Origin of the sequence: Flavobacterium sp. LC2016-12 (genome assembly GCF_015351595.1) — a bacterium.
Lineage (GTDB): Bacteria > Bacteroidota > Bacteroidia > Flavobacteriales > Flavobacteriaceae > Flavobacterium.
In genome coordinates this window covers 1-26,648 of sequence record NZ_JADKPT010000009.1, presented here as the reverse complement: position 1 = coordinate 26,648, position 26,648 = coordinate 1, and the positions used below count along the sequence as shown (strand labels likewise).

Genomic DNA, 26,648 nt, shown 5'->3' with positions numbered 1-26,648 from the left:
TATAAAAATTATACTGCTTTTTTCTTTTTTGATTGGTACATTCTATAAATCAGAACACCAATAATCCCCACAAGTAAGTAAGGAATTACCATTAAATAGACGATTCCATCATTTACGGCTTCTGCTTTTTTCACATTAGAGTCTCCAGCAAGTGCAGCTCGGCACATAGCGCATTGAGCATTTGCAGTGAGAGAAAAGAATATAGAGAAAAGAATATAGAAGTATTTCTTTGTGATTAAATTCTCCAATCTACTTCTACTTTCAATTCTATTTTCTTTATTCTTTATTCTATTTTCTATTTTATGCATAATAAGGAGAAATCATTAAGTAAACCACTACACCTGTTACTGCTACATACAACCAAAGTGGAAAAGTTATTTTAGCTATTTTTCTATGTCTGTCAAAACGTTGTGCCAAGGCTCTTACGTAAGTAATTAATACTAGAGGAATAATAGCGATAGACAATAAAATATGACTAATTAAAATCACAAAATAGACGTAACGTACTGATCCAATTTTAGCTGTTTCAGCTAAATCAAGAATTCCATCGTGATTCAAATCTCCAAATTTAGTAGAATCAGCTGTCATGTGATACGCAACATACATTACTAAAAAAGCAACCGATAATATAATAGCAAAAGTCATTAATTGTTCGTGCAATTTACGTTTACCATTTTTGATAGAAATAACCGCCCACACTAAAACAACGGCTGTAATACCATTTGTAGTCGCATAAATTGGAGGTAAAAATGAAAGCGGCTCAACATCAATTCCAAAATCTTTTAATTTGACTCCAAATAAAATTCCAACCACAACCGGAATTACAATTGAAACAGCAACGATAAACTTGCTGAATTTTTTTTCTAATGAATTATCTTCCATTTTATTCTTCTAATAATATTTTAATATCTTCCTGTATATCTCTTACTCCCTTTTTATCTAGTCCGTCGTAGTACAAAATTGGGTTTCCAAATTCATCTTTTCTACAACGAATATTTCCATCCTTATCAATTAAAGCAAATAAACCTGAATGCTCAAAACCACCATTTACCTTTGCATTTTCACCTGCATATAAATTGAATCCTTTGTTTGATAAATCCATTATTGTTGCTTTATCACCCGTTAAAAAATTCCAGTTCGACGATTTTACTCCTAACAACTTTGCATGGTCTTTTAAAACTTGCGGTGTATCATGAGCCGGATCAATTGTAATGGATACAATTCCGAAGTTAGGATTTCCAAAAAAAGTTTTCTCAATCTCTAACATGCTTAAATTCATCTTTGGGCAAATAGAAGGACAGGTGGTAAAGAAAAACTCTAAAACATAAACTTTTCCTTTATAAGTTTGATTTGATACTTTAGCGTTATCCTGATTGGTTAATTCAAATTTGGGAGCCGGACCAATAGTCAATAATTTAGCATCTGATTTCGAAGTTTTCAATCCTACATTATCCAAACGATTTCCTTTTACAACGTCACCATTTTTTATTCTGTCCACGATTTTTGGCACTGCATAAATTCCGAAAATTAAAACAATAAACGAAATTCCGATATATGATTTGTTTTTAAACATATTTTAAAGATTAAAGTTCTTTTGTGGCATTGTGATTCTTTTTTAAAGCAGCGCGATATTCATATAATATGATTTTAAAATCATCAAGCATTTCATTGCTTAACTCAGATGGATGAAAAGTATCATAACCTTCTTTATATTCGTCTTTCTTATCTTTTGAAGCTCCTTTTCTACCTCTTAAATTTCTTGCTTTGTCTACGATATAAACGTTTGATGTCCCTAGATTCTGATCCAGTTTTCCTTTTAAATGTAATTGATCGTAGAAGGTTTTAATTTCCTGAGGAGAAGCAAAAACAAAATGCCAACCAGATACATCTGTAAAAGCACCTAAAGATTCTTCTATTTTCTGTGCGTCGTTTTCTGTTCCTAACGGACAAACAACTACAAACTGCAAATCTTTAAAGCCATTATAACGTTGGTAGATTTTCTCATTCAGATTGAAAAAGTTTCCTCTGTTTTTTAGAATTTCAGAACCTGAAAAACCAAGAATAGTTATTTTGTTATTTAGGGTTACTTTTTCACCTTTTAGTGATTTCCAATTACCAAAGTCGGCAATTTTAGGAGTTATTGTCGGAAGTTTAGTAAAACTGTTTACTCCTGAAGCAAAAAATAAATAGGCTACAATCGGCAGAACAAAAAGTACAAAGAGAACTATATTTTTTTTCATTGTATTAACGGAAGTTATTGAGGTACAAAAATAAAAAAAGCTCCGTTAAACGGAGCTTCTTTTCGAATTAATATCATGTTAAAAATTCCATTTAATAGTAGAATCTTTAAAAACCCCATAAATATAATGTCCTTCTGTCAATAGAATAAACAATAAATATAAAACTAGGAAAATAACTGGTGATACAACAGACCATCTAAGGCTGCTTTTTTCACCTTCCATGTGCATAAATGCCCATACTATATAATAAGCTTTGAAAATTGTAAGGATATAGAAAATCCAGTTCAACAAATTCAAACCTACAAAATGATTAAATTCTAATGCTTCTGGTTTTAAAATACCCAGAATAACTTCTACTGTAGTTACTACTGAAAGTAATGCAAAAACAAACCAGATTCTTTTTGTATTTGATACGTGTTCGTGTGACATAATAATTAAAATCTAAAATTAAACTAAGTAGAAAACTGTAAATACAAATACCCAAACTAAATCGACAAAGTGCCAGTATAAACCAACTTTCTCTACCATTTCGTAGCTTCTTCTTTTCTCGTAAGTTCCCAATAATACATTAAAGAAAATGATGATATTGATAATAACTCCAGAAAATACGTGGAATCCGTGGAATCCTGTAATGAAGAAGAAGAAATCAGCAAATAGTTTACTTCCGTACTCGTTTCTTGTTAAGTTAGCTCCTTCTACTACATATTTTGCAGTACCTAGACGAGACTCAGATTCTGCTCTTGTCAATACTGTTTTTTTCTTTTTATCTGTAAGTTGCTCCGTTCTGATCAATAATTCAGGATGTGCTTTAAAACCAGCCTGTACTTCAGCAACAGTATAAGTCGGCTGCGTTTCCGCATCTTCCACAAACCAAGTACCATGTGATCTTGTAAGCGCTTCTCTTTGCTCCGGCAATTTTACCGCAAATTTTTCAAGAGCTACTCTGTTACCTTGTGCATCAACAAACTGTAATAAACTTCCACCAGCTGTTTCTACTGCACCATATTCTCCTTTAATGAAGTTTTTCCACTCCCAGGCTTGTGAGCCAACGAAGATTAGACCTCCAATAATAGTTAAGAACATATAAACCGCAACCTTTGTCTTTTTTAATTGGTGACCTGCATCAACAGCCAAAACCATTGTTACAGATGAGAAAATCAAAATAAAAGTCATTAAGGCTACATAATACATTGGAGCCGAAACGCCATGCATAAATGGGAAGTGAGTAAACACTTCATCAGCCAAAGGCCATGTTTCAATAAATTTAAATCTAGAAAAACCATAAGCAGCAAGGAATCCAGAGAATGTCAAGGCATCTGATACGATAAAAAACCACATCATCATTTTACCATAACTTGCTCCTAATGGCTGAATGTCTCCGCCTCCCCAAGTTTTTTCGTCGTTATTTGCAGTAGTAACTGTCGCTTCCATAAAAGATATTCGTTAAAAAGTTCCCAAATTTACGTTTTTTTCTTATTTAAAGAAATATAAAAATAAAAATAAATATACCCATAATAAATCCAAAAAGTGCCAATACATCGCACCTAGTTCTATACCAAGAGTTTGAGTCGAATTGTATTTTTGTTTAAAATGATTATAAATTATAATTAAAAGTGAAATTAGCCCACCAGCCAAGTGTAATAAGTGCGTAACGGTAACTACGTAAAGAAAAGTTGTAGTAATTGAACTACCTTCTCCGGTAAAATAATAACCACTTTCTACGATTTGTCCAAAACCAACAAATTGCAAAACCACAAATAAAACTCCTAATGCTAATGTTCCCAAAAGCAAAGCTGTTGTTGCGCTCCTGTTATCTTTCTGAATGGCTTTTTTCGCCAGATAAAAAGTAACACTGCAACCAATAATAACAGCTGTACTGTAATAAAATGCTGTTGGCAATTCAAAATTCTTCAACCAGTCAGCTCTTGATTTACTTACTACAAATGCACTTGTAAGTCCGGCGAACATCATAGTCATACTTACCATAGCGAATAACAAAATCAGTTTTGCCGATTTTGATTTCCTTAATTGTTCCTCACCTGTTGTCATTGTCATTTCCATAACTATCTTAAAAATTTATCTACTATATATACTATTTGTAATAATGAAATATACGAAACACTCACTAGCATTAACGTCCTAGCTGACTTTGCAGTTCGCAATTGATACAATTTCACAGCATAAAACAACATCCACAAACCTAATAAGAATATAATAATTGCGGCAATTGGACTAATAAACAATTGACCCGTAAAACCTAAAACTGGCAATAACGAAGCTATTATTAACCAAACTGTATATAAAATAATCTGCAATGCTGTGCCTTTATCTTTTTTACCTGTTGGAAGCATAAAGATTCCAGCTTTCTCATAATCTTCATACAAAAACCATCCAATAGCCCAAAAATGAGGAAATTGCCAAAAAAACTGAATCAAAAACAAAGTTCCTGCCTCAATACCAAACTCTCCCGAAGCAGCAACCCATCCTAACATAAACGGAATTGCACCAGGAAAAGCACCAACAAAAACTGATAACGAAGTTACCGTTTTTAATGGCGTATAGATACTGGTATATAAAAATATTGAAATCGCAGCAAACATAGCCGACTTTGCATTTATTGAATACAACAGACTAATCCCTAAAATAGTTAGCAGACTTGCAACAAACAAAGCCAATTTTGGAGACATTCTTCCAGATGGAACCGGACGATTTTTTGTACGATCCATTAATGAATCAATATCTTTTTCAATAACCTGATTAAAAGCATTCGATGCTCCAACCATACAATATCCTCCAATAGATAAAATGACCAAAACACTCCATTTAAAAGGGTGTTCATCATTTACACCCAATAAATATCCCGCAATTGAGGAAAACAAAACACTAATAGCTAATCCAGCTTTAGTTATTTCTTTGAAATCTTGAAATATTGATTTTAATGAAAATGTGTTTTTTGTAGTATTCAAACCGTTATTGTTTGTATGTTTTTTTTGAGTGGTGCAAATGTACAAATTAGATTGTAGAATTCCTGACTATAAAATTAGATTTTTTTCAATAAAACCTTTATAAAATAAGGACTTGTAAATCTTTAACACAATTATTTCGAAAAATCTTATTAAATACTAGTAATCAAAATACCAATTGAAGACATCCGTACGCAGTCCGATGGTAAACCATGTTGTACTTTGTTTGAAAGTTGCAGCCGTTTCTTGTGTTGGATCAAAATTTCTATAAATAAAGCTTCCAAACAATTTCAGATTTGTCATTGGATTTATTAAATAACCCCCCTGAATATCTGCAATAAAAACACTTGTTTTATTTCCCTGCCCTACTTTTACACCAGTATCGTATGGTCGTTTTTCATCGTAACTCTTATAAATATTTCCACCGTAATTATAACTATCCTCAGCGGTATCAAAATCCAAACCTCTCGTACCCATTGTAAACTTAGCATCACCAAAATAACGTCCTTTATGATATCGGCCAATCACCAGAAGCTCATTGAAATTCCCTCCCCATTGATGTCCCACACTTTGATTATTATGACCGTAGTTTGTTATTACAGCGCTATGTGAGTACACATAAGGACGAACATGATTATATTCCAATTGCAACAATAAATCTTTCACTTTAAAAGCATTGAAATATTTTGCTCCTAATTGATAACCAAACTTATTAGCCCAACTCTGCTCGCCTCCTGTCATATCTCCAACCGAAAATTCATCCAGCAAAAATTGGCCATACAAATTAACCGTATTGTTCCACTTATATTTAGCAGTAAATCCCAAAAGCGCATTACCACTTTTAGAAGAAGACGCAAACTCAACAGTACGATAAAAAATAATTGGGTTTACAAAATTAACATCAAAACCTCGATTATTACTATCTGTCCAAACTACAGATTCAAAAAAACCTAAATTTAATTTATTCGAAACATTCCAGCTTAAATAATGATTTGCCATGAATTTTGTCGCGTATGTTTTTTCAACCGTAACATCAGGACGAACATCTTTTAACCACATATACGTGTTTGTATATTTTATTTTCCAAAAAGTTGTGTTGATTTTAAAATACGGATATGGACTGGCTCCATCACTTTCTAACAAAGAACGATAACCGTCTCCTATAAAATTCCTACCGTAACCTAACTGAAAATCAAAAAACTTGCTTGGCGTATAGGTAATATTAGCTTCTGCCAAAGGAAAATCATATGCATCTGTTTTAAATCTTTTTGCAATACCAACTCCTGGAATAATTGCAGGATTTCCTCCCGAAGGCTTTAGTGTCTCGGCATAATCATTAAAATAACCTGCAAACCTACCCTGGCTTTCGAAAACCGTAGTTGTAAAATTAATCTGCTTTCCTAAACCTCCTCTAAAATTAAGCCCCCTCGTGTTTACATAGGTATATGATGCATCAAGATCTGACGCTTTACCCATTTGCAAATCGACAATAGGATTTAATGACAACCAATAATCTTCACCTTGAATCTGAACCAAATTTTCATTCCACCATTTTCTTCCCAACCAGGTTGAAACCTTTTTTTGAAGTGATTCAGTAACAGCTTTTAAATTATAATATTTTGAAACTTCTGCATATGTATATGGCTTTGAAGCGGTATGATTATTACTTCCAACCTGGTTCAGTGCGCCATCAAATTGTGCGTAATAACTATGCGAAAACGGAATATTTAAATGACTTTCGAATTCGGGATTATTGTATTTTTTATAAACTATACTATCAAGCTCCGTCATTGGCTTTTCCACCGGTTTTAAAATCTCCGCAGCCGCTAATGCTTCAGAAGCAATTTGCTCAGCACTTTTTAAAGGAATACCAATTGAAATCGTATATTTTGAGTAAGTTGGCTTCCCATTATAAGTTGATGGTTTAATCTGAGGAAACTGAACAAAAACCCTTTTTGCTTCTTCCGCCAGTGCATCATTTGCAGCATTTACATAAATTACTTTAAACACACCCGTAGCATCAACTTCAAAAAGCACTTTTACTTCACCTTTATAATTGGTTTGTTTTAAATTGTCAGGAACCTGAAAGTTTTGAAACACAAAATCCTGAACTTCTTTATAAAAACAATTTTCCAGTTTTTTAGATTCTAAATTCTCGCAATTTGGAAAAACAGGAAACTGTTCTGTTGTGAAACCTGGTTTTACGGAAGAATTATTAATTTCCTGCGAAAAAACAAGTATGGTAGTTAATGTAAAAATAAAGGATAAAAAAATCTTATTCACGTAAATTTGGGTTTTCATTTAATAATCATTTGGGGCATTCTCTCCGTTTGCAATTTCTTTTGCTGCCGAAGTTCCGATTCGTTTAACTCCTAAGCGAATCATTTCAATTGCATCTTTATAAGATCTTACTCCTCCAGCTGCTTTAATTGGCAACGGCGACGCATTTTCTAACATCATTATAATAGATGCCATTGTTGCGCCGTTTGGTAAATCATTTTCAGTTTTATAAAAACCTGTAGATGATTTTACAAATACTGAAGCATAGTCTTCTTCTTTAAAATTTGATATAACTACATTTTTTATCAATGCAGAAAGTTGCATAATTTCTTTATCTGTTAAAGCTGCAACTTCAATTATCCATTTTACCGTTTTATTATGTGCTAATCCAATTTGTGTACCGTAAACAATTTCTTGTTTCACTATAGCAATTTCACCATTTTTAAAAGCATCATAATTGCAAACAAAATCTAAATCATCTGCTCCATTCTCAATTGCCTGATTTGCTTCTTTAATTTTATCTTCAATCGACGATTTACCTTCAGGAAAATCTATCACAGTACCAACAAGTAAATTCGAATTAGCTTTTAAAATCATTTGTTTAGCTAAACTTACATATGTGGGCCTGATCATAATCAATTTAAACCCTTCGGTAATTGCCTCTTTAATGGCATCTTTAACAATATCAATGTTTTCTTCTTCCGAAAGCCCGGCTTGGGAAGCCGTTTTCAAGTATGTTGAATCTAAATATTGCTTTATATTCATGACTTTGATATTACATTGAATTTTGACAAAAATACATTTTAATTCTAAATAAAATCATTGCTATTTAACCTTGATTTTTCTGTAATAAAAAACCCACCGAAGTGGGTTTTTATAAAATTATATTTTATCTAGTTGCCTTTTGAAAGCGATTGCTGTAAAAACTGCGATGGTTGCCCCAATTGTATTTGCTAAAATATCTATTACATCTGCGGCTCTTGTTACCGTAAAAATGCCTTGCAATATTTCGATTGTAATTCCAAAAAAAACAGAAAATATAAACGAAACCAGATAAGCTTTATAATCGTTAGCTTCCCTTCCCTTAAGCTCTTTTTTGAAAAACAAAATCCAGGAAATTGTAAATCCAAAATGAAAACAAAAGTGTACAATTTTATCTATACTTGGAAAATTAACAGCAGGAATATTACTTGAGTCTGTCAAACAAAAATAAGAAATAATTCCCGAGCAAATAATTGCCCAAATAAGCAATAATTGTTTAGGCACCGATAAGTTGTTTATAAGCTTCATCAGATAATAAAGAATCTATTTCTGATGCATCAGCAATTTTAATTTTAATCATCCATCCAGCTCCGTAAGGATCAGAGTTAACTGTTTCTGGTGCGCTTTCCAGGCTATCATTAAAAGCAATAATCTCTCCTGTTAAAGGCAAGAATAAATCAGAAACTGTTTTTACAGCTTCCACTGTCCCAAAAACCTCATCTTTATCTAATGTCTGATCTAAAGTTTCTACTTCAACATACACTATATCTCCAAGCTCTTTTTGAGCGAAATGAGTAATTCCTACAGTTGCAACATCTCCTTCGATGCTAACCCATTCGTGATCTTTTGTGTACTTTAAATTTGCTGGTATGCTCATAATACTATGTTTGAAATTGATAATTTAATTTTTAAGCCACAAATGTAATAATCTTCTAATGAAATCCCGTTTAGAAAACGAAAAAATTAATTCCCAAAATTATATCGTAGTGTAAAACCTGAACGAATGTTAGTTAATGGAAATGAAGTTGATATCACAGCTTTTGAGAACGAGTGATCATAATAAAATATTGCCGTCAGGTTTTTACTAAAGGCGTAATCAGCTGTAAGTTTTAATGACCAAATATTTTGACCAGCTGCAAGCTGATTGTTATCATAATCCAGATAACGTACTAAAGTTTGATTATTTCTATAGGAGAAATCAGCCTTTATATTAATATCACTTTTTATAATTCCAGTTGGGCTATCTGCAAGTCTTGAAGAAAAAATAACATCTTTAAAACGATATCCTAAACCTACAATATACTCCAGCCCCTTAACCTCCGTCAATAAATTATTATCAAAACTCATCGATAATGCTCTGTCCTTTTTAATCTCTGTCAATACTCTTAGTGAGCTCTTCAATTCAAAATCCACACGAATAAGCGGACTAAATTGCTCCACTAAATTGACGTTAGACATAATGGTTTGGTTATAGAAATTGGTATTTATATCCTGCCCACCCGGCTTCTCATTATAATCAAAGTTAGACCTAAACTGATTTATAGTGTAAGATGCTCTGTAATTATGCTGCAAAGAAAAACGTCTAAATTTATCTTTAAAATATTTATATCGCATTAAACCGTTGTATTTAACACTCCAGTTCGGAATAGGAAAACTTCTAAAAATATCAGTAGAACTACTCGAAGCATTCCCTCCTGAATAGGCTGCCAAAAATGACGGTAACAAAACCGCCTGGTTACTTTTTGTAAAGCCTATTGGATATCCCTGATTAGAAGTATAAATCTCCCTCTTCTGTTTATCAGGATCGTTATTAGGATCTGTCGGAGGTGGCGGAATTGGATTAGCTGCATCTCCATATCTAGGAATTACGGCTCCTGTACCATAATGTTCTTCTGCAAGACGATTTGCAATAACTAAACGATTATTTCTGAAATCATCAAAAGCCGCTGATTCAATTTCATTACTGGTTGAAAAAGATGTTTTTATTAGTACCGTTGAAATAGAAAACATTCCATAAGTATAAGGTGATAAAGGCTTATATTCTTTACCATAAATTGTATCGGCAACTCTATATTGCTCTGACGTATTTTCAGAATAGGCACGATCCATTGCCAAATCAATCTTTAAATCAGGCAACAAATCGATATTGGCTGTGATTTTCAAAAGTTTGTTTGTTACTTGCGTAAAGTTCTGATTGAAGTTATCATAATCTGTCAACCAGCCATTTTTAGCAGCTTCATAACGCACATCATCCTGGCTTCCAAAAACGAATCCCAAGGTAGGTTTTGCTGTTCCAAAGAAACCAACTCCAGGTGTATAACCCGGTAATACTGTTCCACTATTCTTAGTATAGTTAACCTGAATATTTTTTACGCTCGTCAAAATTCCAATCATTCCATCATAAAACGGACTGCTATTAGTTACTGGCTTAGGTGTATTAACAATCTTCTCTCCCGGTTTTGGAGGAGCTGTTGCTTTAGGTTTTGCAGTTTTTTTTGCACCTGGAGTCAAGCCTAAATACTTATACAGCATATTCATATTTAGGGTTGTTGTCAACGTATTCGAATTAGCATTTTGAATCGTATTTCCTAAATCATATAAAGTACCAGTATCCGGATCAACATATTCAGACAATGCTGTTGAAGATCGTTGCCAACTGTAATCAGCAGTATAGGAATAATTTGCTTTCACAAAACTTAAAAGTGGAATCTTATTAATCGGAATATCGTAGTTTAATACTAATTGCTGTAAGTGTTGATTTGGCGTTCCCACATCCCAATAACTATCCCAAATATTAAAATCTTCTTTAGGAGTGTTATCTTCATTCATATAATTTTTTACAATATTATTTGAAGCGGCATTGTAATTTAATTTCAATGATTTTGTAAGATTATAACCAAAACCGTATTGATAATTAAAAGCAAAATTTCGTCTATAAAGCGGCTCAAGTCCAATTCCCTGCGTCTCCACATCTCTATATTGTTGACGATTGCTTTGTCTTAAAACATTTGTATTAAATGTGATATTTGATGGTAAGTAATTAAAATTAAAATCGCTCAACATTTTCCAGTAATCACTTTTCTTCATGAACTTAGTATCCTTGAAAGGAACTACTTCTTTTGGCTGAAAAGTATAGGCATAATTTACAGCTGTGTTTGACTGTTCATCTTCATAATCTTCAACTTCATAATCATGACGCTCCACCTGATTGTACGATTGCGAAAATGTTAGATTTTCTACATCATAAACATGAGGTTTTTGTTCTGGCGCACGATCTTTTCTGACACCAATGAAGTTGATACTTTTTCTCTTTGTATAGTCTACGGCACGAGTTCTTATGTTATCTTTTTCATCCTGATCAGTTGTCTCTCTCAATAATTGATCTAGTTTTATATCCTGATTAAAAGGATCATATTCCGGCGTAATTACTTCTTCGCCAATAGCATAATTAAAAGGCAAGTTTATACCCCATCTTTGAGGTAATAATTTTCCTAAATTTAAATTTGTTACAATGTTATATTGCTGAATATCTTCACGGTCTCTTTCATTAGCACCTTGTTCTAAAGATCCAAAACCGATCGTGCTTTTTCTACCGACAGCAGAAAGTGTCGCAAAATCAGCCATATTGGTGTCGACATTTAATAAAGCAGCCATCCCGCCCTTATTATCCAAATCAGACATACGAAGTTCATTAAACCAAACTTCACCTTTTATATCTTTATGATCTGCTCTACTTTTTACCCCCACCATTAAATTCCTAACTAAACCAAAATTAGGATTACCCTTAATCCCTAATTTCAATCTACCATCACCATCTCCTCCACTTAAACTCAAATCATCGTCTGGGTAGTAAACCCCATTTATATCTCGTTTAGTAGAATTAATATCAATACTCATTGCCTGAATTTTCATCTTGGTCAATAGCTCCATTGCCAAATCAATATTATTCTCATCTAGCCAAACCTGATCAGGACTTATTGTACACGAACCTCCGGATCTTGTCACCTTTAAAGGAATTTCAACCTGATAATAGTTTTGCGTAAAATCGTTTCCAAAACGTATAAATCCCACCATTTCATCATCTAACAATGTGTTCTCGTCCGGCAACTGCTCCGCATGTAGGAACATTTTAAGTTTTTTGTATTGACGCATATCAACACTCACATTCTTAAATACTGCTCTGGAATCCTGATATTGTAAACCTGTTCCACCCACTCTCAACGACAATGATTGCTCATTTTGATTGATAATTGTATTGTTATTATACAATTGTTCTCTCTGTACTCCTGGCGGGATAACATAATTTACAGGACATTTTGTACCATTTTCCTGAATGTTAACTGCTGCAACATCAAATTCGGTACCATCATCGTCAGGGTTTGTATCGTTGGCATCAAGTGTTCCTGTATATCTTCTCCACTCTCCTCTTACTAAATCCAATGCTCCAAAACGCATCGTCATCTGGTTGTTAAAACCAGTCATAAACATACGCATGAAACGAATAGATCTAAAATCGGTAATATTTCCAATTGTATTTTGAGGCTGAGCAACAGGGATTTTAAACTGAATCCATCTTGCGTTTGTTGTACCTCCATTTGGTAACTCTATATTACTTACTTCACGGATGTCTGTAATATAATTTTGACCTACCTGCATTCCCGGTTTTACATCAATACTGTATTCATAATAGGCATTAATCGTACTCATTGTATTATCACGATTGATATCTTCAACGTCAGGTAAAGTAGTTGATCCACGATTAGGATCATCAATGCTTACCGCAGAGTTGTTTTCCGTACCATTATATTTTTTATAACGATCTAAAACGCCTCCCTCTGTATTTAAATAATATGTATAGTTATCCGCCGCCGGATCTTCTTCTCCTGCATAATTAGTGTAAACACTACCTTCTTGCGAATTTGGAAGACCATCCAAACCAACATCCTGATTTTTACGATTATCCGGATTTGTATCAAATGCATAGATTAAGGATTGAGAGGCAGGAACGTCTCCCCAAATTGGTCGAGGATTTACCATTACCTGATCCGGACCTAATCCGTTTTCATATTGTTTTCTTTGGTCTTTTAAAACATCTTCAGAGATTTCACCTAAATTGAAATAGATTTTACCTGTATTGTTTGGTTGCGCTTCAGCATTTCCAACATAAGGATCAAGTACCCAAAACTGAATGTATTCTACATTTCCCTGCTCAAAATTGGTTGAATTCAGAGAACGCATAATTCCACCAAAATTCGACGTTGCAGGATCGTTACTAAAATTAGGATTATTATTATATGGTCCGCGCTCAGAAGGGAAATAAGTTAAATCAAGTGTATTAATAACCTGTATCTGGCCCTGAGCAATATCAGTATTTGGATATAGCTCTTTACTATAAATCCTTCTCGTTGTATTTAGAGACAAATCGTCATTTGAAATTCCGGATGGTTTGGAAGAATAAAAAATAGGGTCAATTGTATACCAAGCTAATTTTGAACGTTTATAACCATATTCTAATGTATTAGAATTGGCATTAAAAGTATTGTCATTTATAGAATTCAAATAAGGTGTTGATGCCAGACTCCAGGCATATGCTGAACGCATATCTATTGTAGATTGTGAACCTTCAAAATCATCAACATAAATTGTTGCTTCACCCTCAAAATCACTTGCTTTTGGAGCATCAGGTTTTAAGAAAGCAACTTCACCACGTATTGAAAGGTTCGATGGAACATCTGTATCAATATTTGGTAGTTTATTAGCTAATCTGGTTAAAAAAGGAACTTCAGTCGCATAATTCCCATTAAACCCAAAAATAGTATTATTTACAGATTCCTGACCGTAACTTGATTTTTGTGTAAAAGGTTTTTCAGTCATTTTAAGATAAGTCCCTCCTACAACAAAATTATCCGAAATTTTATGCTCAACATTGAAACCCATAAATCTACGGGTCTGCTGTCCGAAAATAGAATTGTTTTCTAACGAAACCTCGATTGGTGTATTGGATGACTGAAGAGAAGGATCAAGAATCTGAACTCTCCCCAATTGATAATCGACACTGTAATCGACACCTTCGACAAGTCTTCTTCCTGCTGCCATAACAACAACAGAACCTTGTGGTACATTAAATGCCCCAATTGGAATACCATTACTTCCAGATGATTTATACTTTCCTCTTAATAAGAATTTATTTTTATCACTATCCTGCAAAGCACCGGATTGTGTATTTTTATACATGTTTCTAAAAACATATTTCTTCTGATTATCATTGTATGTTGTTGGATCGTTATAGTTTTCGCCAGCGCTATTCTGCAATTTCTTAAATATAAGTTCTCCAAAAGGTTCTTTTGTGGAAAAAATAATACGTCCGTTTTGAACGTCAACCGTTATACCAGGAAGGTAATCAAAGAAACCATCACCACCTGTTTGCGGATCATTGTTATAATTTAATCTATCTAAATTAAAAACATTCAATAATGGTGTTTGATCAACTTTATTATCTGGTGTAGGATTAGCAGGAAAACTTGAACCCTGAACAGGCGTTATATAATTTATTGGAGAAGGATCCGTATAAAGGATATTCAATCTGAAATCATCTTGTTTTATTTGATAAGCCTGTGGAATTTGATATACGTTTTTCATCATCAAGTCCCAAACCGGATTTTGAACGTTAGTCAAATTACTTTTCAGCATTTTTAAAATCAGACTTTGCGAAATAATAGCCTGATTCGAATTATTATTTCCCGTAACAACAGTTGCATCAACACCATCACTACCAAATTCTCCTACCTGATAAACTTTACCCCCAGCTGTATATTCAAAAGCAACCGCTAAAATCTCATCATTTGCCAAACGTTGTTGTAAAGAAATATACCCTAATTGCGGATTGAAAGTAAATTCATTAGCAGTTAATTTTCTGGCATTTTCTAATATCGAATAATCAGTTCCTTCGTTAACTCCTATTCCCGTAATGCTTTGATTATTAAATCCTGATTTTGCTGTTACAATTTCTCTAATATTTGAATTTAAAAATGATCCGGCCTGACCAATTGCAGTTGGATCGTATCTGTTATTCTTGTTTGCTGTTGGAGAATCAATAGGTACCTGAGGATTAAAAAATCCTGTGGTAGAACCTATAACAACAACTTCATTATCCGGAATTCCAGTAATTTGCCCTTCACCTAAATCCTGAAGTGCAATAACATTTCTTAAATTATTACTGGTTGTACTGACACGATTTTGTTTATTGGTAACCCAAACCTCTATTCTGGTTATCTGTACACGGCTATCAATAAATGGATATCCTTTTAAAGAAGCATCATATTTATTTCTAAAATATTGAGATAAGAAAAAGTGTCTGTCATTATCATAATCTAAAGCATATAAATCAAAATTCTGAACTGTACCACCTCCTTCGGCTACAACACTCTTTGTTTGCGATTTTTGTTCTGAGAAAACACCGGTAATCGTAGTTTTTCCAAATTGCAATTGTGTCTTAACCCCAAATAAACTTTGCGCTCCACGAATTAACGTACTATTCAGTGGCATGCTAACATTACCAACTTCTACTTTTTGAATAATATCATCCTCGGAAGGGGTATAAGCTAATTTAAATAGGTTTTGAAAAGCAAATGTAGATTGTGTATCGTAATTTGCATTTACCTCAAGACGTGTCCCTACCTTCCCCATTAAACTCATACTGATTCGCTGATCAAAATCAAACGTAAGGCTGGATCTGTTTCTTGGTGAAAATGAAGGATTGTCTTGTTTGGTATAGCGAATTCCCAAATCCATTTCAACTGAACCTGTGGGTTTTACATCAATGGTATTACTACCAAAAATACTTTCAAAAAGACTTGAATTGATATAGTATCGAGGTAACAAATCTTTTTTGGCCGCTTCACTTCCTGTTTTTTTACCGTCGATAGCGTCCATTTTCTTTCTGAAATAATCCCTTCTGGATTCTTTCAAAACTAAATCTTCGTATTCTTTGGGTGTTAAAATAATTGGATAATCGATTGAAAAGCCATCAACAGAATTGGTATAAATATAGCGATCCGTAACCGGATCATACTTATAAGCTGATAATATACTTGGAGGATTTTGAAGTTCTACCTTACCAACTGAAAACTGCGTTTTGGTTGTATCTTGAGTTGACTGATTTACTTGCGCACGCAAAACATTACCGCAAAGTAAAAACAGTAACAAAATACAAATTTTACGCATATAATTAGTGTGTCTTAATTAGGTTTATAGACTTTTCAAGGCTCTTTTGATAATGGTTTCAACGGTGGCTTCGGGATCTTCTTTTACGATCTTTTCAACTACTTTTTCTGAAGTTTTTCGAACAAAACCCAGAACTTCCAAAGCAGATAACGCTTCATCTCGGTTTGTATTGTTTTGAACAACCGAAACTTCATCCAAATCGTACAACTTTAACACTTTTTCTTTTAAATCAAGTATAACGCGCTGTGCAGTTTTATTTCCAATCCCTTTAATTGACTGGATTAAACCAACATCTCCTGAAGCAATTGCATTTATTATTTGTCTGGGTTCAATTGAAGATAACATTGTTCTCGCAATATTAGCTCCGATGCCCGAAACAGATAACAACATTCTAAATATTTCACGCTCTGATTTTTCAACAAAACCAAATAATGTATGCGCATCTTCTTTGATTTGAAGATGCGTATACAATTTTATAAAATCAGCATTAGGGATTAATGAAAAGGTGTGTAAAGAAATATTTACATGGTATCCCACTCCACCACAATCAATTACAACTTCTGTGGGATTTTTTTCAACTAACTTTCCCTGCAAATGTGCTATCATAGTATAATTTATAGTATCAAATATAATAAAAATGCAATAAAAATAAGACAATATTATTTGATCCTTATTATATTGACTATTTAGCTAATTTATTTTTTTTATTGGCTTTTTCCTGAGCGTCAATAACTGCAATTGCAGCCATATTAACCATTTCTTCAACACTTGCTCCTAATTGGAAAATGTGAACCGGTTTACCCATACCCATCATGATTGGGCCAATTGAATTTACTTTATATAATTCTTTCAATAATTTATAAGTAATATTAGCCGACTCTAAGTTAGGAAAAATTAAGGTATTTACCTTTTTTCCAGCTAATTTAGAAAATGGAAATTTCTCTGCAAGCATTTCCTGATTTAAAGCAAAATCTGCCTGAATTTCTCCATCAACAATTAAGTCCGGATGATTTTTATGCAAATAAGCTACTGCTTCTCTGACTTTTGAAGCGCTCTGACTTGTTGAAGATCCAAAATTAGAATACGAAACCATTGCTATAACTGGCTCAACTCCAAACATTTTTGCAGTTTTAGCTGTCATAATTGCAATATTAATCAAATCTTCAGCAGAAGGATTTATATTAATTGCAGTATCTGACAAGAACATTGGTCCACGAGACGTCAACATCATATTTGCAGTCGCAACTAATGAAGCATTATGAGCTTTTTCAATTAATTGTAACATTGGTTTTACAACGCTTGGATAACTTCTTGTATGCCCGGTCACTAAAGCATCAGCTTCACCTTCATTAACCATCATGGCAGCGAAATAATTTCTTTCGCGCATGAATTTTTGAGCATCCAATAACGAAACACCTCTTCTCTCTCTTGTTTCCCAATATGATTTAGCAAATCTATTTCTTCTTGGTTCTTCTTCGTTAGTTTTAGGATCAATGATTTCAAGTTCAGCATCAAAACCTAACTCCGCTTTAAGCTCTAAAATAACTTCTTTATTTCCTAATAAAATTGGGAAACCAATTCCGTCCTCATGAACAATTTGTGCTGCTTTTAAAACGTTTAACTGATCTGCTTCTGCAAAAACAATTCGTTTTGGATCCATTTTAGCACGGTTTGTCATCAAACGAACCATTTTATTATCATTCCCCATACGTTCACGAAGCACATCTTCATACGCTGCCCAGTCTGTAATAGGATTTTTGGCAACTCCTGATTCCATTGCTGCTTTTGCAACAGCGGGAGCCACGATAGTAATTAACCTTGGATCAAATGGTTTAGGAATAATGTAGTCCTGACCAAAACCTAATTTTGTTGCGCCATAAGCCACGTTAACCTGTTCTGGAACTGGTTCTTTAGCTAAGATTGCCAATGCTTTTACAGCAGCCATTTTCATAGCTTCGTTAATTTTAGTCGCTCTTACATCTAAGGCTCCTCTAAAAATATATGGAAAACCTAAAACGTTATTAACCTGATTAGGAAAATCTGAACGTCCTGTAGCCATAATAACATCTTTTCGTGTTTCTACAGCTAAATTATAATCGATCTCCGGATTTGGATTTGCCATCGCAAAAACAATCGGATTATCCTTCATAGTCAATAACATTGAAGGCGAAAGAATGTCTCCTGAAGACAAACCTATGAAAACGTCAGCTCCGTTTACAGCCTCGGCTAATTCTATTTTAGGGCCATCAACAGCATATTTTAATTGCAAGTCTGATAATGAAGGATTATCCTTTGTTAAAAGTCCTTTACTATTAAACATTTGTATATTTTCGACTTTCACGCCTAATAGAACATATAAATCTGTACAAGCTATCGCAGCCGAACCTGCTCCAGAAACTACTACTTTTACATCTTCTGCTTTTTTTCCAGCCAATTCAAGCGCATTGATTAAAGCCGCTGAAGAGATAATTGCTGTTCCGTGCTGATCATCATGCATTACCGGAATATCCAATTCTTCAACCAGTCTTCTTTCGATTTCAAAAGATTCCGGTGCTTTAATATCTTCCAGATTAATTCCTCCAAAAGTTGGAGCAATATTTTTTACTGTCTGAATAAATTCTTCAACATTTTCTGTATTAACTTCAATATCAAAAACGTCAATATCTGAGAATATTTTAAAGAGCAATCCTTTTCCTTCCATAACTGGTTTAGAGGCTTCCGGACCAATATTTCCTAAACCTAAAACAGCTGTACCGTTTGAGATAACGGCAACTAAATTTCCTTTTGCTGTATATTTATAAACGTCATCTACGTTTGCTGCAATTTCTAAACACGGCTCTGCAACACCTGGCGAATAAGCCAAAGACAAATCTCTTTGGGTTGCATATTTTTTTGTTGGAACTACCTGAATTTTTCCTGGAGTTGGTTCTGAATGGTACAGTAACGCTTCTCTTCTTTTACTCTCTTTGTTCATTATTTTTAGCTTTTATTCTAGCTTACAAAGATATAAGTCTTGTTTTAAAATGGCGTCTTTTTATAGCTTTCTTTTGTTAAAATAACATTTTTGAAAGGTCAAAAAAAATAGTCCAAAACAATTTGGACTATTTAATAAACTTTATTTTTAAACTTTAATTACTGTGAAATATAAGAGTTTAAATGATTAATTGTGTCTTTTTGAATTTCTATAATAGCTTTTACAACATCGCTAATTGAGATAATTCCCACCACAATTTCGTCTTCTAAAACTGGTAAATGTCTGATTCTTTTTGTGCTCATCAGCTCCATACAATCCTCAATATTGTTTGAAAGATTTACTGAAAAAACGTTGCTTTCCATAATTTCATGCACAAAGGTTTCTTTTGAGGATTTGTCTTTTAGAACAATTTTTCGCGCATAATCTCTTTCAGAAAGTATTCCTTTTAAGTCGGTTCCATCAATCACAAGGATAGCTCCTATGTTTTTTTCTCCCATTACTTTTAATGCTTCGTACACCGTAGTTGTTGAAAGTACGGAATAAACATTTTTACCTTTCGCGTTTAGTATTTGATTTACAGTCATATCTGAAAAATTTTAGGACTATAAAGTTAAAAAAAAATACACGTAAATAACAGGCAATGCCGTTTTTTAAGAGTTAACTTATTCATTTTAAATATAATACACCAAATTTTACATTTTCAAAACTTTCCAACAAAGAAAAGACCAAATTCCAAAGTTTTTTTGCAAAAAACACAACATATTTGATTTCCAGCTTTTTACTAAAAAAAGAAAAAACCTTTCTTAAGTTTAGAAAGGTTTCTTTTATTCATTAAAAAAATAATTTACAAATTCGTAATTATAAATTCGCTTCGTCTGTTTTGTTCATGTTGTTTTTCTGTACATTTTACGCCATCAGCACATTGGTTAACTAACTTCGTTTCTCCATATCCTTTTGCGGTTAATCTACTTTCATTAATTCCTTTTTGAATCAACCAGTTTTTAGTAGACTGCGCTCTTTTCTCAGACAAAATCATGTTATTTGCATCTGATTGTCTGCTGTCTGTATGAGAACGAATATCGAGTTTTATAGCTGGATATTGGTTTAACATATCTACTATTTTTTGCAATTGAGGTTCTGACGTTTTTTTAATAGTCGCTTTACCCAAATCAAAAAAGTTCATCGGAATGTGAAGTAATTTTGCTAAATCTGTCCCCACTTTTATTGCTCCAATCTTGACTGGACTAACAGAGACTTTCCTTACTTCAATCGCTTTTGCCGTCATTGGCTTAAAGGTTTTATCCATTACAATCTCCATGGTTGTTGATCCGTTTACCTTCTTTATTGTAACTGGAATTTCTTTTATTCCGTAATCACTTTTAGAAGCTCTTATACTATATTTTTTACCGCATTTTATTTTCGGAAAAACATACTTCCCTTTTTCATCAGAAACAATAGTCGAAATAGCATTAAAATTGTCATCAAATAAAGTCAGAGAAGCATTAGATAACAATTCATTTGATTCGGCATCAGCTACTGATCCTGTTAAATCTTGTTCACATATTAGTTTTCTAGTTTCTGTAAATCGATAAACATCATCCAAACCATGTCCGCTAATTCTATTTGAAGAGAAATAACCATTTCTGTTTTTACTATTGATTACAAAAGCAAAATCATCGTGCTTGCTGTTTATAGGTTCTCCAACGTTTTGAACTTCATCAAAAGTTCTATCCTCCTTTATTTTCGAAACAAAAATATCAAGTCCTCCTAAGCCCGGTCGTCCGTCAGAAGCAAAATAGAGTTCATTCTCTTGAGAGATAAAGGGAAAAGTTTCTCTCGCTTCAGTATTGATTGAAGGACCTAAATTTTCCGGGGTTCCATAAATTCCATTTGCGTTAATACTTACTTTATATAAGTCTGATTGCCCTAATGTTCCCGGCATATCTGAAGCAAAATATAGCGTTTTTTCATCAACACTTAAAGCAGGATGTGCTGTACTATATTGATCGCTATTAAAAGGAAGTTCTTTTACGTTTTCCCAATTTCCATTTACTAAATTAGCGCTGAACAATTTTAATAATGTTACTTGTTCTTTATTTTTTCCTCTCTTCCCATCTACAAAATTATTTCGGGTAAAATACATCGTTCTGCCATCTTTTGTAAAAATAGGAGTTGACTCATTGTATTTTACATTTCTCTTTTTGATAAAAATTTCTGGTTCGCCTACATTTCCGTCAGGCATTAATTCGGCCACATATAATCTGGAAAATGCTTTGTTTGTCCACTTGAAACTATTTTTTGCAACACCGCCAGTATCTCTGGCAGAAGTAAAGATGATTTTATTATCATAAACAGCACTTCCGTAATCAGAATAGGAAGAATTCATTCCGGCATCGGCAATTTCGTATCGGCCTGAATTCGATTTTATATCTTCTAAGTAATTTTTCTCATTTCTTATTAAATCTGCTCTTCTGTCTGAGACCGATTTTTCATTAAATTTTGCTAAAACTTCATCTGCTTTACGATAATTCCCATCAGATTTAAGACATTGTGAATATCGATATAAATATTCAGCTTCTTGTTTTTCATTCATTTTAAACAACTCTTCATACCACTTTAAGGCTTCTTGCAATTCGCCAATAAAATAGTAAGAATTACCCAATCGCTGTACAATTTTTTCATCCATTGTACCTTTGTTTAGAATATTTTCATATCCTTTTATTGCATCTGCATAAGCATAATCGTCATATTGCTTATCAGCAAATTTTGTATTTATTGTCTGAGCATTTATTTTGAAAAAAAAGCATAAAAAGAAAATCGTATAACTTAAATTTTTAATTCTCATTGTAGGTATAAATTAAAAGAATCTTGGAGATGTCATTTTACTATAATTATTAAAAAACTCAAAACGAAGGAAAATTTCATGTGATCCTGAATTGTATTTTCTAAGATTAGTGGTTTCATGGTCATATCCGTAACCTATATATAAACCATCTGAAACCTGAAAACCAGCCATAGCACTTACTGATGCACTCCAACGATAAGCAAGGCCAATTACGAATTTGTCATAGAACATAAAATTACCCGAAGCGTCAACTTGTAAAGGGGCCCCCTGAACCATTTTAGTAAGTAATGCCGGTTTGAATTTGATATCATAATTAAGATCAAAAACATAACCTGCCATGAAATAATAGTTGATCTTTTCTTTGAAAATAGCCGTATCATTATCTTCATAACGATTTGTTTCTATAAAATTCGGAATAGAAAATCCTAAATAAGCTTTATCAGAATGCCAATAAACACCCGCTCCAATATTGGGTGTAAATTTATTATCCAAACCTTGAAACTGAGGATCGTCCTGATCTTCGAAGCTTAATTTACTTACATCAAGATTAAAGAGATTTGCGGTGGCTTTTATTCCGAAAGAAAGTTTAAACGTTTCAGAAGTAGGGACACTATAAGACAAATCAGCTGAAAGTGTATTTTCATTTGTTGGCCCTATTTTATCATTTACTAACGAAACCCCCAATCCTAACTTACTGTTATTTAAAGGTGTATTTATTGAAAAAGTACTGGTTTCAGGTGCACCGTCAAGTCCTATCCATTGCGTACGATATAAACCAAAAACACTTAATGCACCACGTGATCCTGCATAGGCAGGATTAACCGAAATAGTGTTATACATGTATTGTGTAAACTGAGCATCCTGCTGCGCCGCGCATAAAACTGAAAAAAACACAAACACTAATAAAATTAATCTTTTCATTTAATAAGCTTTAAAAACGGCTTAGTTACAAACCAAACCGTTTATCATTTTTTTATTTATTAATATATAAGTAACCCGATAATTCATGAGGTTTTGATTCGCTGTCTTTATATTTCAAAATATAAAAATAGGTGCCGACAGGAAGGCCATCCGTCTCTTTTATGGTTGCACGTCCAGCTGAGATTCCAATAAAAGCTCTGTCTTCATTATTATAATGATCAATGTCATATACCAAGACACCCCAACGGTTATAGATTTCAACCGTATTGTCAGGGTAACATTCCAATCCCTGAATATAGAATCTGCTGTTTTTCGAATCTCCATTTGGAGAAAAAGCATTATTAACTTTGATTAGACAGCCATTTAAAGGTAAAACTGTAGGCTTATCTTCTAAATTACTTGAATCATCCGACTTATCTTCGACAACTACTCCTCTTCCACTTTGTCCCTTAACAGTTGCCTGATTACTTACGCTTCCACGGTTAATATCATCTTGTGTAATTTTATATTGAGCTGAAAAATTAGTTTCATCAGATTCATTTACAGCTAAATTAATTGCCTGCCCAGAAAGCATAATACCCGGTAAAGCATCTGTAATTACAATTCCAACCAAAGGAACGTTACCTGTATTTGTCACTTTAAATTTATACGAGATGGTTTCACTTGCATTTGCAACTCCATTTCCATTCTCATCATTGAATATTGCTGTTTTAATAATTGCAATGGCCGGAACTTCAACAAAAACATTTAATGCTGCAGTAACACAGTTAGACAAATTCGTTTTTTCACAAATTCTATATATCAAAATATAACTTCCCCCTGGAGTATTTGGTTTCACATTTACAGTTCCATCTGAATTAAATTCAAAATAAGCACTTTGCGGAATGTTAGAAATTACAATATCATCCGGATTAATTTTGATGCCATTTAACAAATCGTTATCCAGAACATTTATAAATTCAAGTTCTCCATTTATACCGTCAACACTTGTTGCTGTATCATTCGTAGCGACAATTTGTTTTACTGGTGTTGGAGGATCAGGATCTGTTACATTTACTACTGAAACGGTTACAATTGCCTGACTACAATTAGATAAATTTAAAGCATCACAAATTTGATAGGTTAGTTGATAATTTCCAGTAGGAGTTCCGGGTTTTATCTCAATTGAGCCATCAGCTTTCAAATCCAAATTAGGGCTTGCAACCACGGTACTTAAAACAACATTAGCTGGATTTACAACAGAACCATTTAATGTATCGTTGTCAAATATATCTATAGTGGCACTTTGCCCTTTATCACTATCAATTGGTCCGGCAGTATCATTGTTTGCTTTTATTACAAATGTTGGCCTTGCATTACACTGTGGTGTTGCAGGAGGATAATTTACAACTACATTTACTGTAGGATTTAATGAAAACTGCATTGTTACTCCGGTTCTGGTATTTTCAAATCCATCTGCACCTTCAACCCATTGACCATTTGTCAACAACCATCCTGGCCAATCAATTCCAATTCCGTTATTGTCAACAATTGCACCTGGCCATAAAACATTTCCTGTCAATGGTAAATTTGTTTGTGTAGCCACAACATTGTTTTCACTATCGATCCAATTTATTGTCAATAAACTATTAGGAGTAAAATTATCAGCCGCTACAGTATAAGACACATAAGGAACATCATTAGAACAATAACTATTAGCTGTTACTGTCATTGTTGGCGCTATAACCGTTACTTTAATAGAGGCTGAACTACAATTTGTCGGATTTAACTTTTCACAGATCTGATATATCAATTCATAAGTTCCAGCGGGTGCGTTGGCTCCTAATATTGCTGTTCCGTCTGAATTTAATGTAATAAACCCTGTTGGATCTTCTGTTATTACAGAAAGAATCATATCTGAAGCTACAACCGGTAAGCTATTGTTAGTGTCATTTGCAAAAACATTTACAAGTGTTATTGGCTGATTGACACCAACTACCGATCCTATTATATCATTATTAGCCTGTAAAACACCTGCTGTTACTATAACTTCTGAAATTACGCTATCGCAATTTGTCGGGTTATTTACTTCGCAGATTTTATATTCTACATGGTAGGTCCCTGCCGGAGTTCCTGCATCTATTTTTATACTACCATCTGCATTTAGCGTAAGTCCATTCGGAACTGACACTGGGCTAAGACTAACTTGTCCCGGATTTATTCCGATAACAACTGCAATTCCATTTAAAGTATCATTTGATACTAATGAAGTTGTTGTTCCTCCGATAGTTCCATTTATTGGAGCGGTTGTTTCTTTTACCGCATCGATAACTGGTGCAATAACTGATATTGTTACTGTTGCAGTTGCACAATTTGTTGTATTTAATTCACATACCTGATAGGTCAAATTATAAGTTCCTGCCGGAGCATTGGCTTTTAAAACAATTGTACCATCTGAGTTCAGTTTTATAAATCCTGTTGGATCTACAACTGTTTCTGTGATTGTTACTTCTGATATTACTATTGGTAATCCTCCTTTGGTATCGTTTCCAAGAACATTCAATATAGTAGTTGCTTGATTTGATCCCACAATTGAACTTGCAGTATCATCATTTATTATAAGCAATTCATTAACCGGATTTACTGTAATAAATAAATTTGCTGTCATAGAATTGGTTCCATCTGTAATAGTATATATCACTTTTGGTACTGATCCATTATAATCTGGTTTTGGAACAAAAACATAACTGCCATTCGCATTTATAGTAAGAGCTCCCTCAATTAAATTAGCTGTACTACCAATTGTATAAATTGTTGATCCAATAGCAAATTGACTTACTGTCAATATATCGCCGTCAGCATCTGTATCATTAGCCAATAAATTATGTGGTGAATTTACTGCAACTGTTAAAGTTATGTCTTCATCTGTTGAATTGGTATCATCAACCGCTAGAGGAGCATCGTTTACAGGCGTTACCGTTATAGTAAGAGTTCCGATATCCGTAAGGATACCATCACTTACCGTGTAGTTTACCGTATCGATGCCATGAAAGTTTACAGCAGGCATATAGGTATAAGAACCGTCAGCTGCCAGTGTAAAGGTTCCGCCCTGCGTTGTGGTAAATGTTCCTGCAACTACAGTGAGCGCTTCCAAGTCAATATCGGTATCATTGGCCGTAAGGTTTATTGTTGAAGTAAACAAAGTATCTTCAATAGCCGTGATAATATCATCAACAGCCACCGGAGCATCGTTTGCTTTTGTCACCGTGATGGTAAGGGTTCCAACATCCGTAAGGGTACCATCACTTACCGTATAGTTTAGCGTATCGATACCATTAAAGTTTGCAGCAGGCATGTAGGTATAAGAACCGTCAGCTGCCAGTGTAAGGGTTCCGCCCTGCGTTGTGGTAAATGTTCCTGCAACTACAGTGAGCGCATCCAAATCAACATCAGTATCATTA

Annotated in this window: 19 protein-coding genes; all 19 read right to left on the bottom strand. The window is 33.7% G+C overall.

Annotation, left to right across the window (positions count from 1 at the left end; translation table 11 throughout):
- Positions 1-8: 8 nt before the first annotated feature.
- Positions 9-308, bottom strand: a complete 300-nt coding sequence (locus IRZ99_RS14550) for a hypothetical protein (protein ID WP_194657962.1) — start codon at positions 306-308, stop codon at positions 9-11.
- Entirely contained in the window at positions 301-882 is a 582-nt protein-coding gene (locus tag IRZ99_RS14545) for a DUF420 domain-containing protein (protein ID WP_194657961.1), read from the bottom strand. The genes IRZ99_RS14550 and IRZ99_RS14545 overlap by 8 nt, the downstream gene beginning before the upstream one ends.
- 1 nt (position 883) lies before the next feature.
- Positions 884-1,573: an SCO family protein gene (locus IRZ99_RS14540; protein WP_194657960.1), complete on the bottom strand. Its 690-nt coding sequence runs from the start codon at positions 1,571-1,573 to the stop codon at positions 884-886.
- Positions 1,574-1,583: 10 nt separating this feature from the next.
- A complete protein-coding gene (locus IRZ99_RS14535; protein ID WP_194657959.1) occupies positions 1,584-2,240 on the bottom strand; it encodes a hypothetical protein in 657 nt (218 codons plus the stop codon).
- Between the two features lie 78 nt (positions 2,241-2,318).
- Entirely contained in the window at positions 2,319-2,669 is a 351-nt protein-coding gene (locus IRZ99_RS14530) for a cytochrome C oxidase subunit IV family protein (RefSeq protein WP_194657958.1), read from the bottom strand.
- Between the two features lie 18 nt (positions 2,670-2,687).
- A complete protein-coding gene (locus IRZ99_RS14525) occupies positions 2,688-3,671 on the bottom strand; it encodes a cytochrome c oxidase subunit 3 (protein WP_194657957.1) in 984 nt (327 codons plus the stop codon).
- Between the two features lie 42 nt (positions 3,672-3,713).
- Complete coding sequence (locus IRZ99_RS14520) at positions 3,714-4,301, bottom strand: cytochrome c oxidase subunit 3 (RefSeq protein WP_194657956.1); 588 nt, start codon at positions 4,299-4,301, stop codon at positions 3,714-3,716.
- Between the two features lie 2 nt (positions 4,302-4,303).
- Positions 4,304-5,206, bottom strand: coding sequence for a heme o synthase (gene cyoE / locus IRZ99_RS14515; protein ID WP_194657955.1), 903 nt, complete (start codon positions 5,204-5,206; stop codon positions 4,304-4,306).
- Between the two features lie 156 nt (positions 5,207-5,362).
- Positions 5,363-7,504, bottom strand: coding sequence for a gliding motility protein RemB (locus IRZ99_RS14510; protein WP_228519094.1), 2,142 nt, complete (start codon positions 7,502-7,504; stop codon positions 5,363-5,365).
- On the bottom strand, positions 7,505-8,248 hold the full coding sequence (gene deoC / locus IRZ99_RS14505) for a deoxyribose-phosphate aldolase (protein WP_194657954.1): 744 nt from the start codon (positions 8,246-8,248) through the stop codon (positions 7,505-7,507).
- 117 nt (positions 8,249-8,365) lie between these two features.
- Positions 8,366-8,749: a VanZ family protein gene (locus IRZ99_RS14500; protein WP_194657953.1), complete on the bottom strand. Its 384-nt coding sequence runs from the start codon at positions 8,747-8,749 to the stop codon at positions 8,366-8,368.
- Entirely contained in the window at positions 8,742-9,122 is a 381-nt protein-coding gene (gene gcvH, locus IRZ99_RS14495; protein WP_056188370.1) for a glycine cleavage system protein GcvH, read from the bottom strand. Before gcvH ends, IRZ99_RS14500 begins: the two co-directional genes overlap by 8 nt.
- Positions 9,123-9,208: 86 nt before the next feature.
- A complete protein-coding gene (sprA, locus tag IRZ99_RS14490) occupies positions 9,209-16,468 on the bottom strand; it encodes a cell surface protein SprA (protein WP_194657952.1) in 7,260 nt (2,419 codons plus the stop codon).
- Between the two features lie 24 nt (positions 16,469-16,492).
- The gene (ruvA, locus tag IRZ99_RS14485) at positions 16,493-17,074 is read right to left on the bottom strand and encodes a Holliday junction branch migration protein RuvA (protein ID WP_194657951.1); all 582 of its coding nucleotides are present in this window, start codon (positions 17,072-17,074) and stop codon (positions 16,493-16,495) included.
- Positions 17,075-17,150: 76 nt separating this feature from the next.
- Positions 17,151-19,442, bottom strand: coding sequence for an NADP-dependent malic enzyme (locus tag IRZ99_RS14480; RefSeq protein WP_194657950.1), 2,292 nt, complete (start codon positions 19,440-19,442; stop codon positions 17,151-17,153).
- A gap of 158 nt (positions 19,443-19,600) precedes the next feature.
- Positions 19,601-20,026: a CBS domain-containing protein gene (locus tag IRZ99_RS14475; protein WP_072975513.1), complete on the bottom strand. Its 426-nt coding sequence runs from the start codon at positions 20,024-20,026 to the stop codon at positions 19,601-19,603.
- A gap of 260 nt (positions 20,027-20,286) precedes the next feature.
- On the bottom strand, positions 20,287-22,287 hold the full coding sequence (locus tag IRZ99_RS14470; RefSeq protein WP_194657949.1) for an OmpA family protein: 2,001 nt from the start codon (positions 22,285-22,287) through the stop codon (positions 20,287-20,289).
- A gap of 12 nt (positions 22,288-22,299) precedes the next feature.
- Positions 22,300-23,208 carry a type IX secretion system membrane protein PorP/SprF gene (locus tag IRZ99_RS14465; protein ID WP_194657948.1) on the bottom strand — a complete coding sequence of 303 codons (909 nt, stop codon included), beginning with the start codon at positions 23,206-23,208 and terminating at the stop codon, positions 22,300-22,302.
- Positions 23,209-23,260: 52 nt separating this feature from the next.
- Positions 23,261-26,648, bottom strand: a 3,388-nt coding sequence (locus IRZ99_RS14460) for an Ig-like domain-containing protein (protein ID WP_194657947.1), incomplete at its 5' end; no start/stop codon positions are given.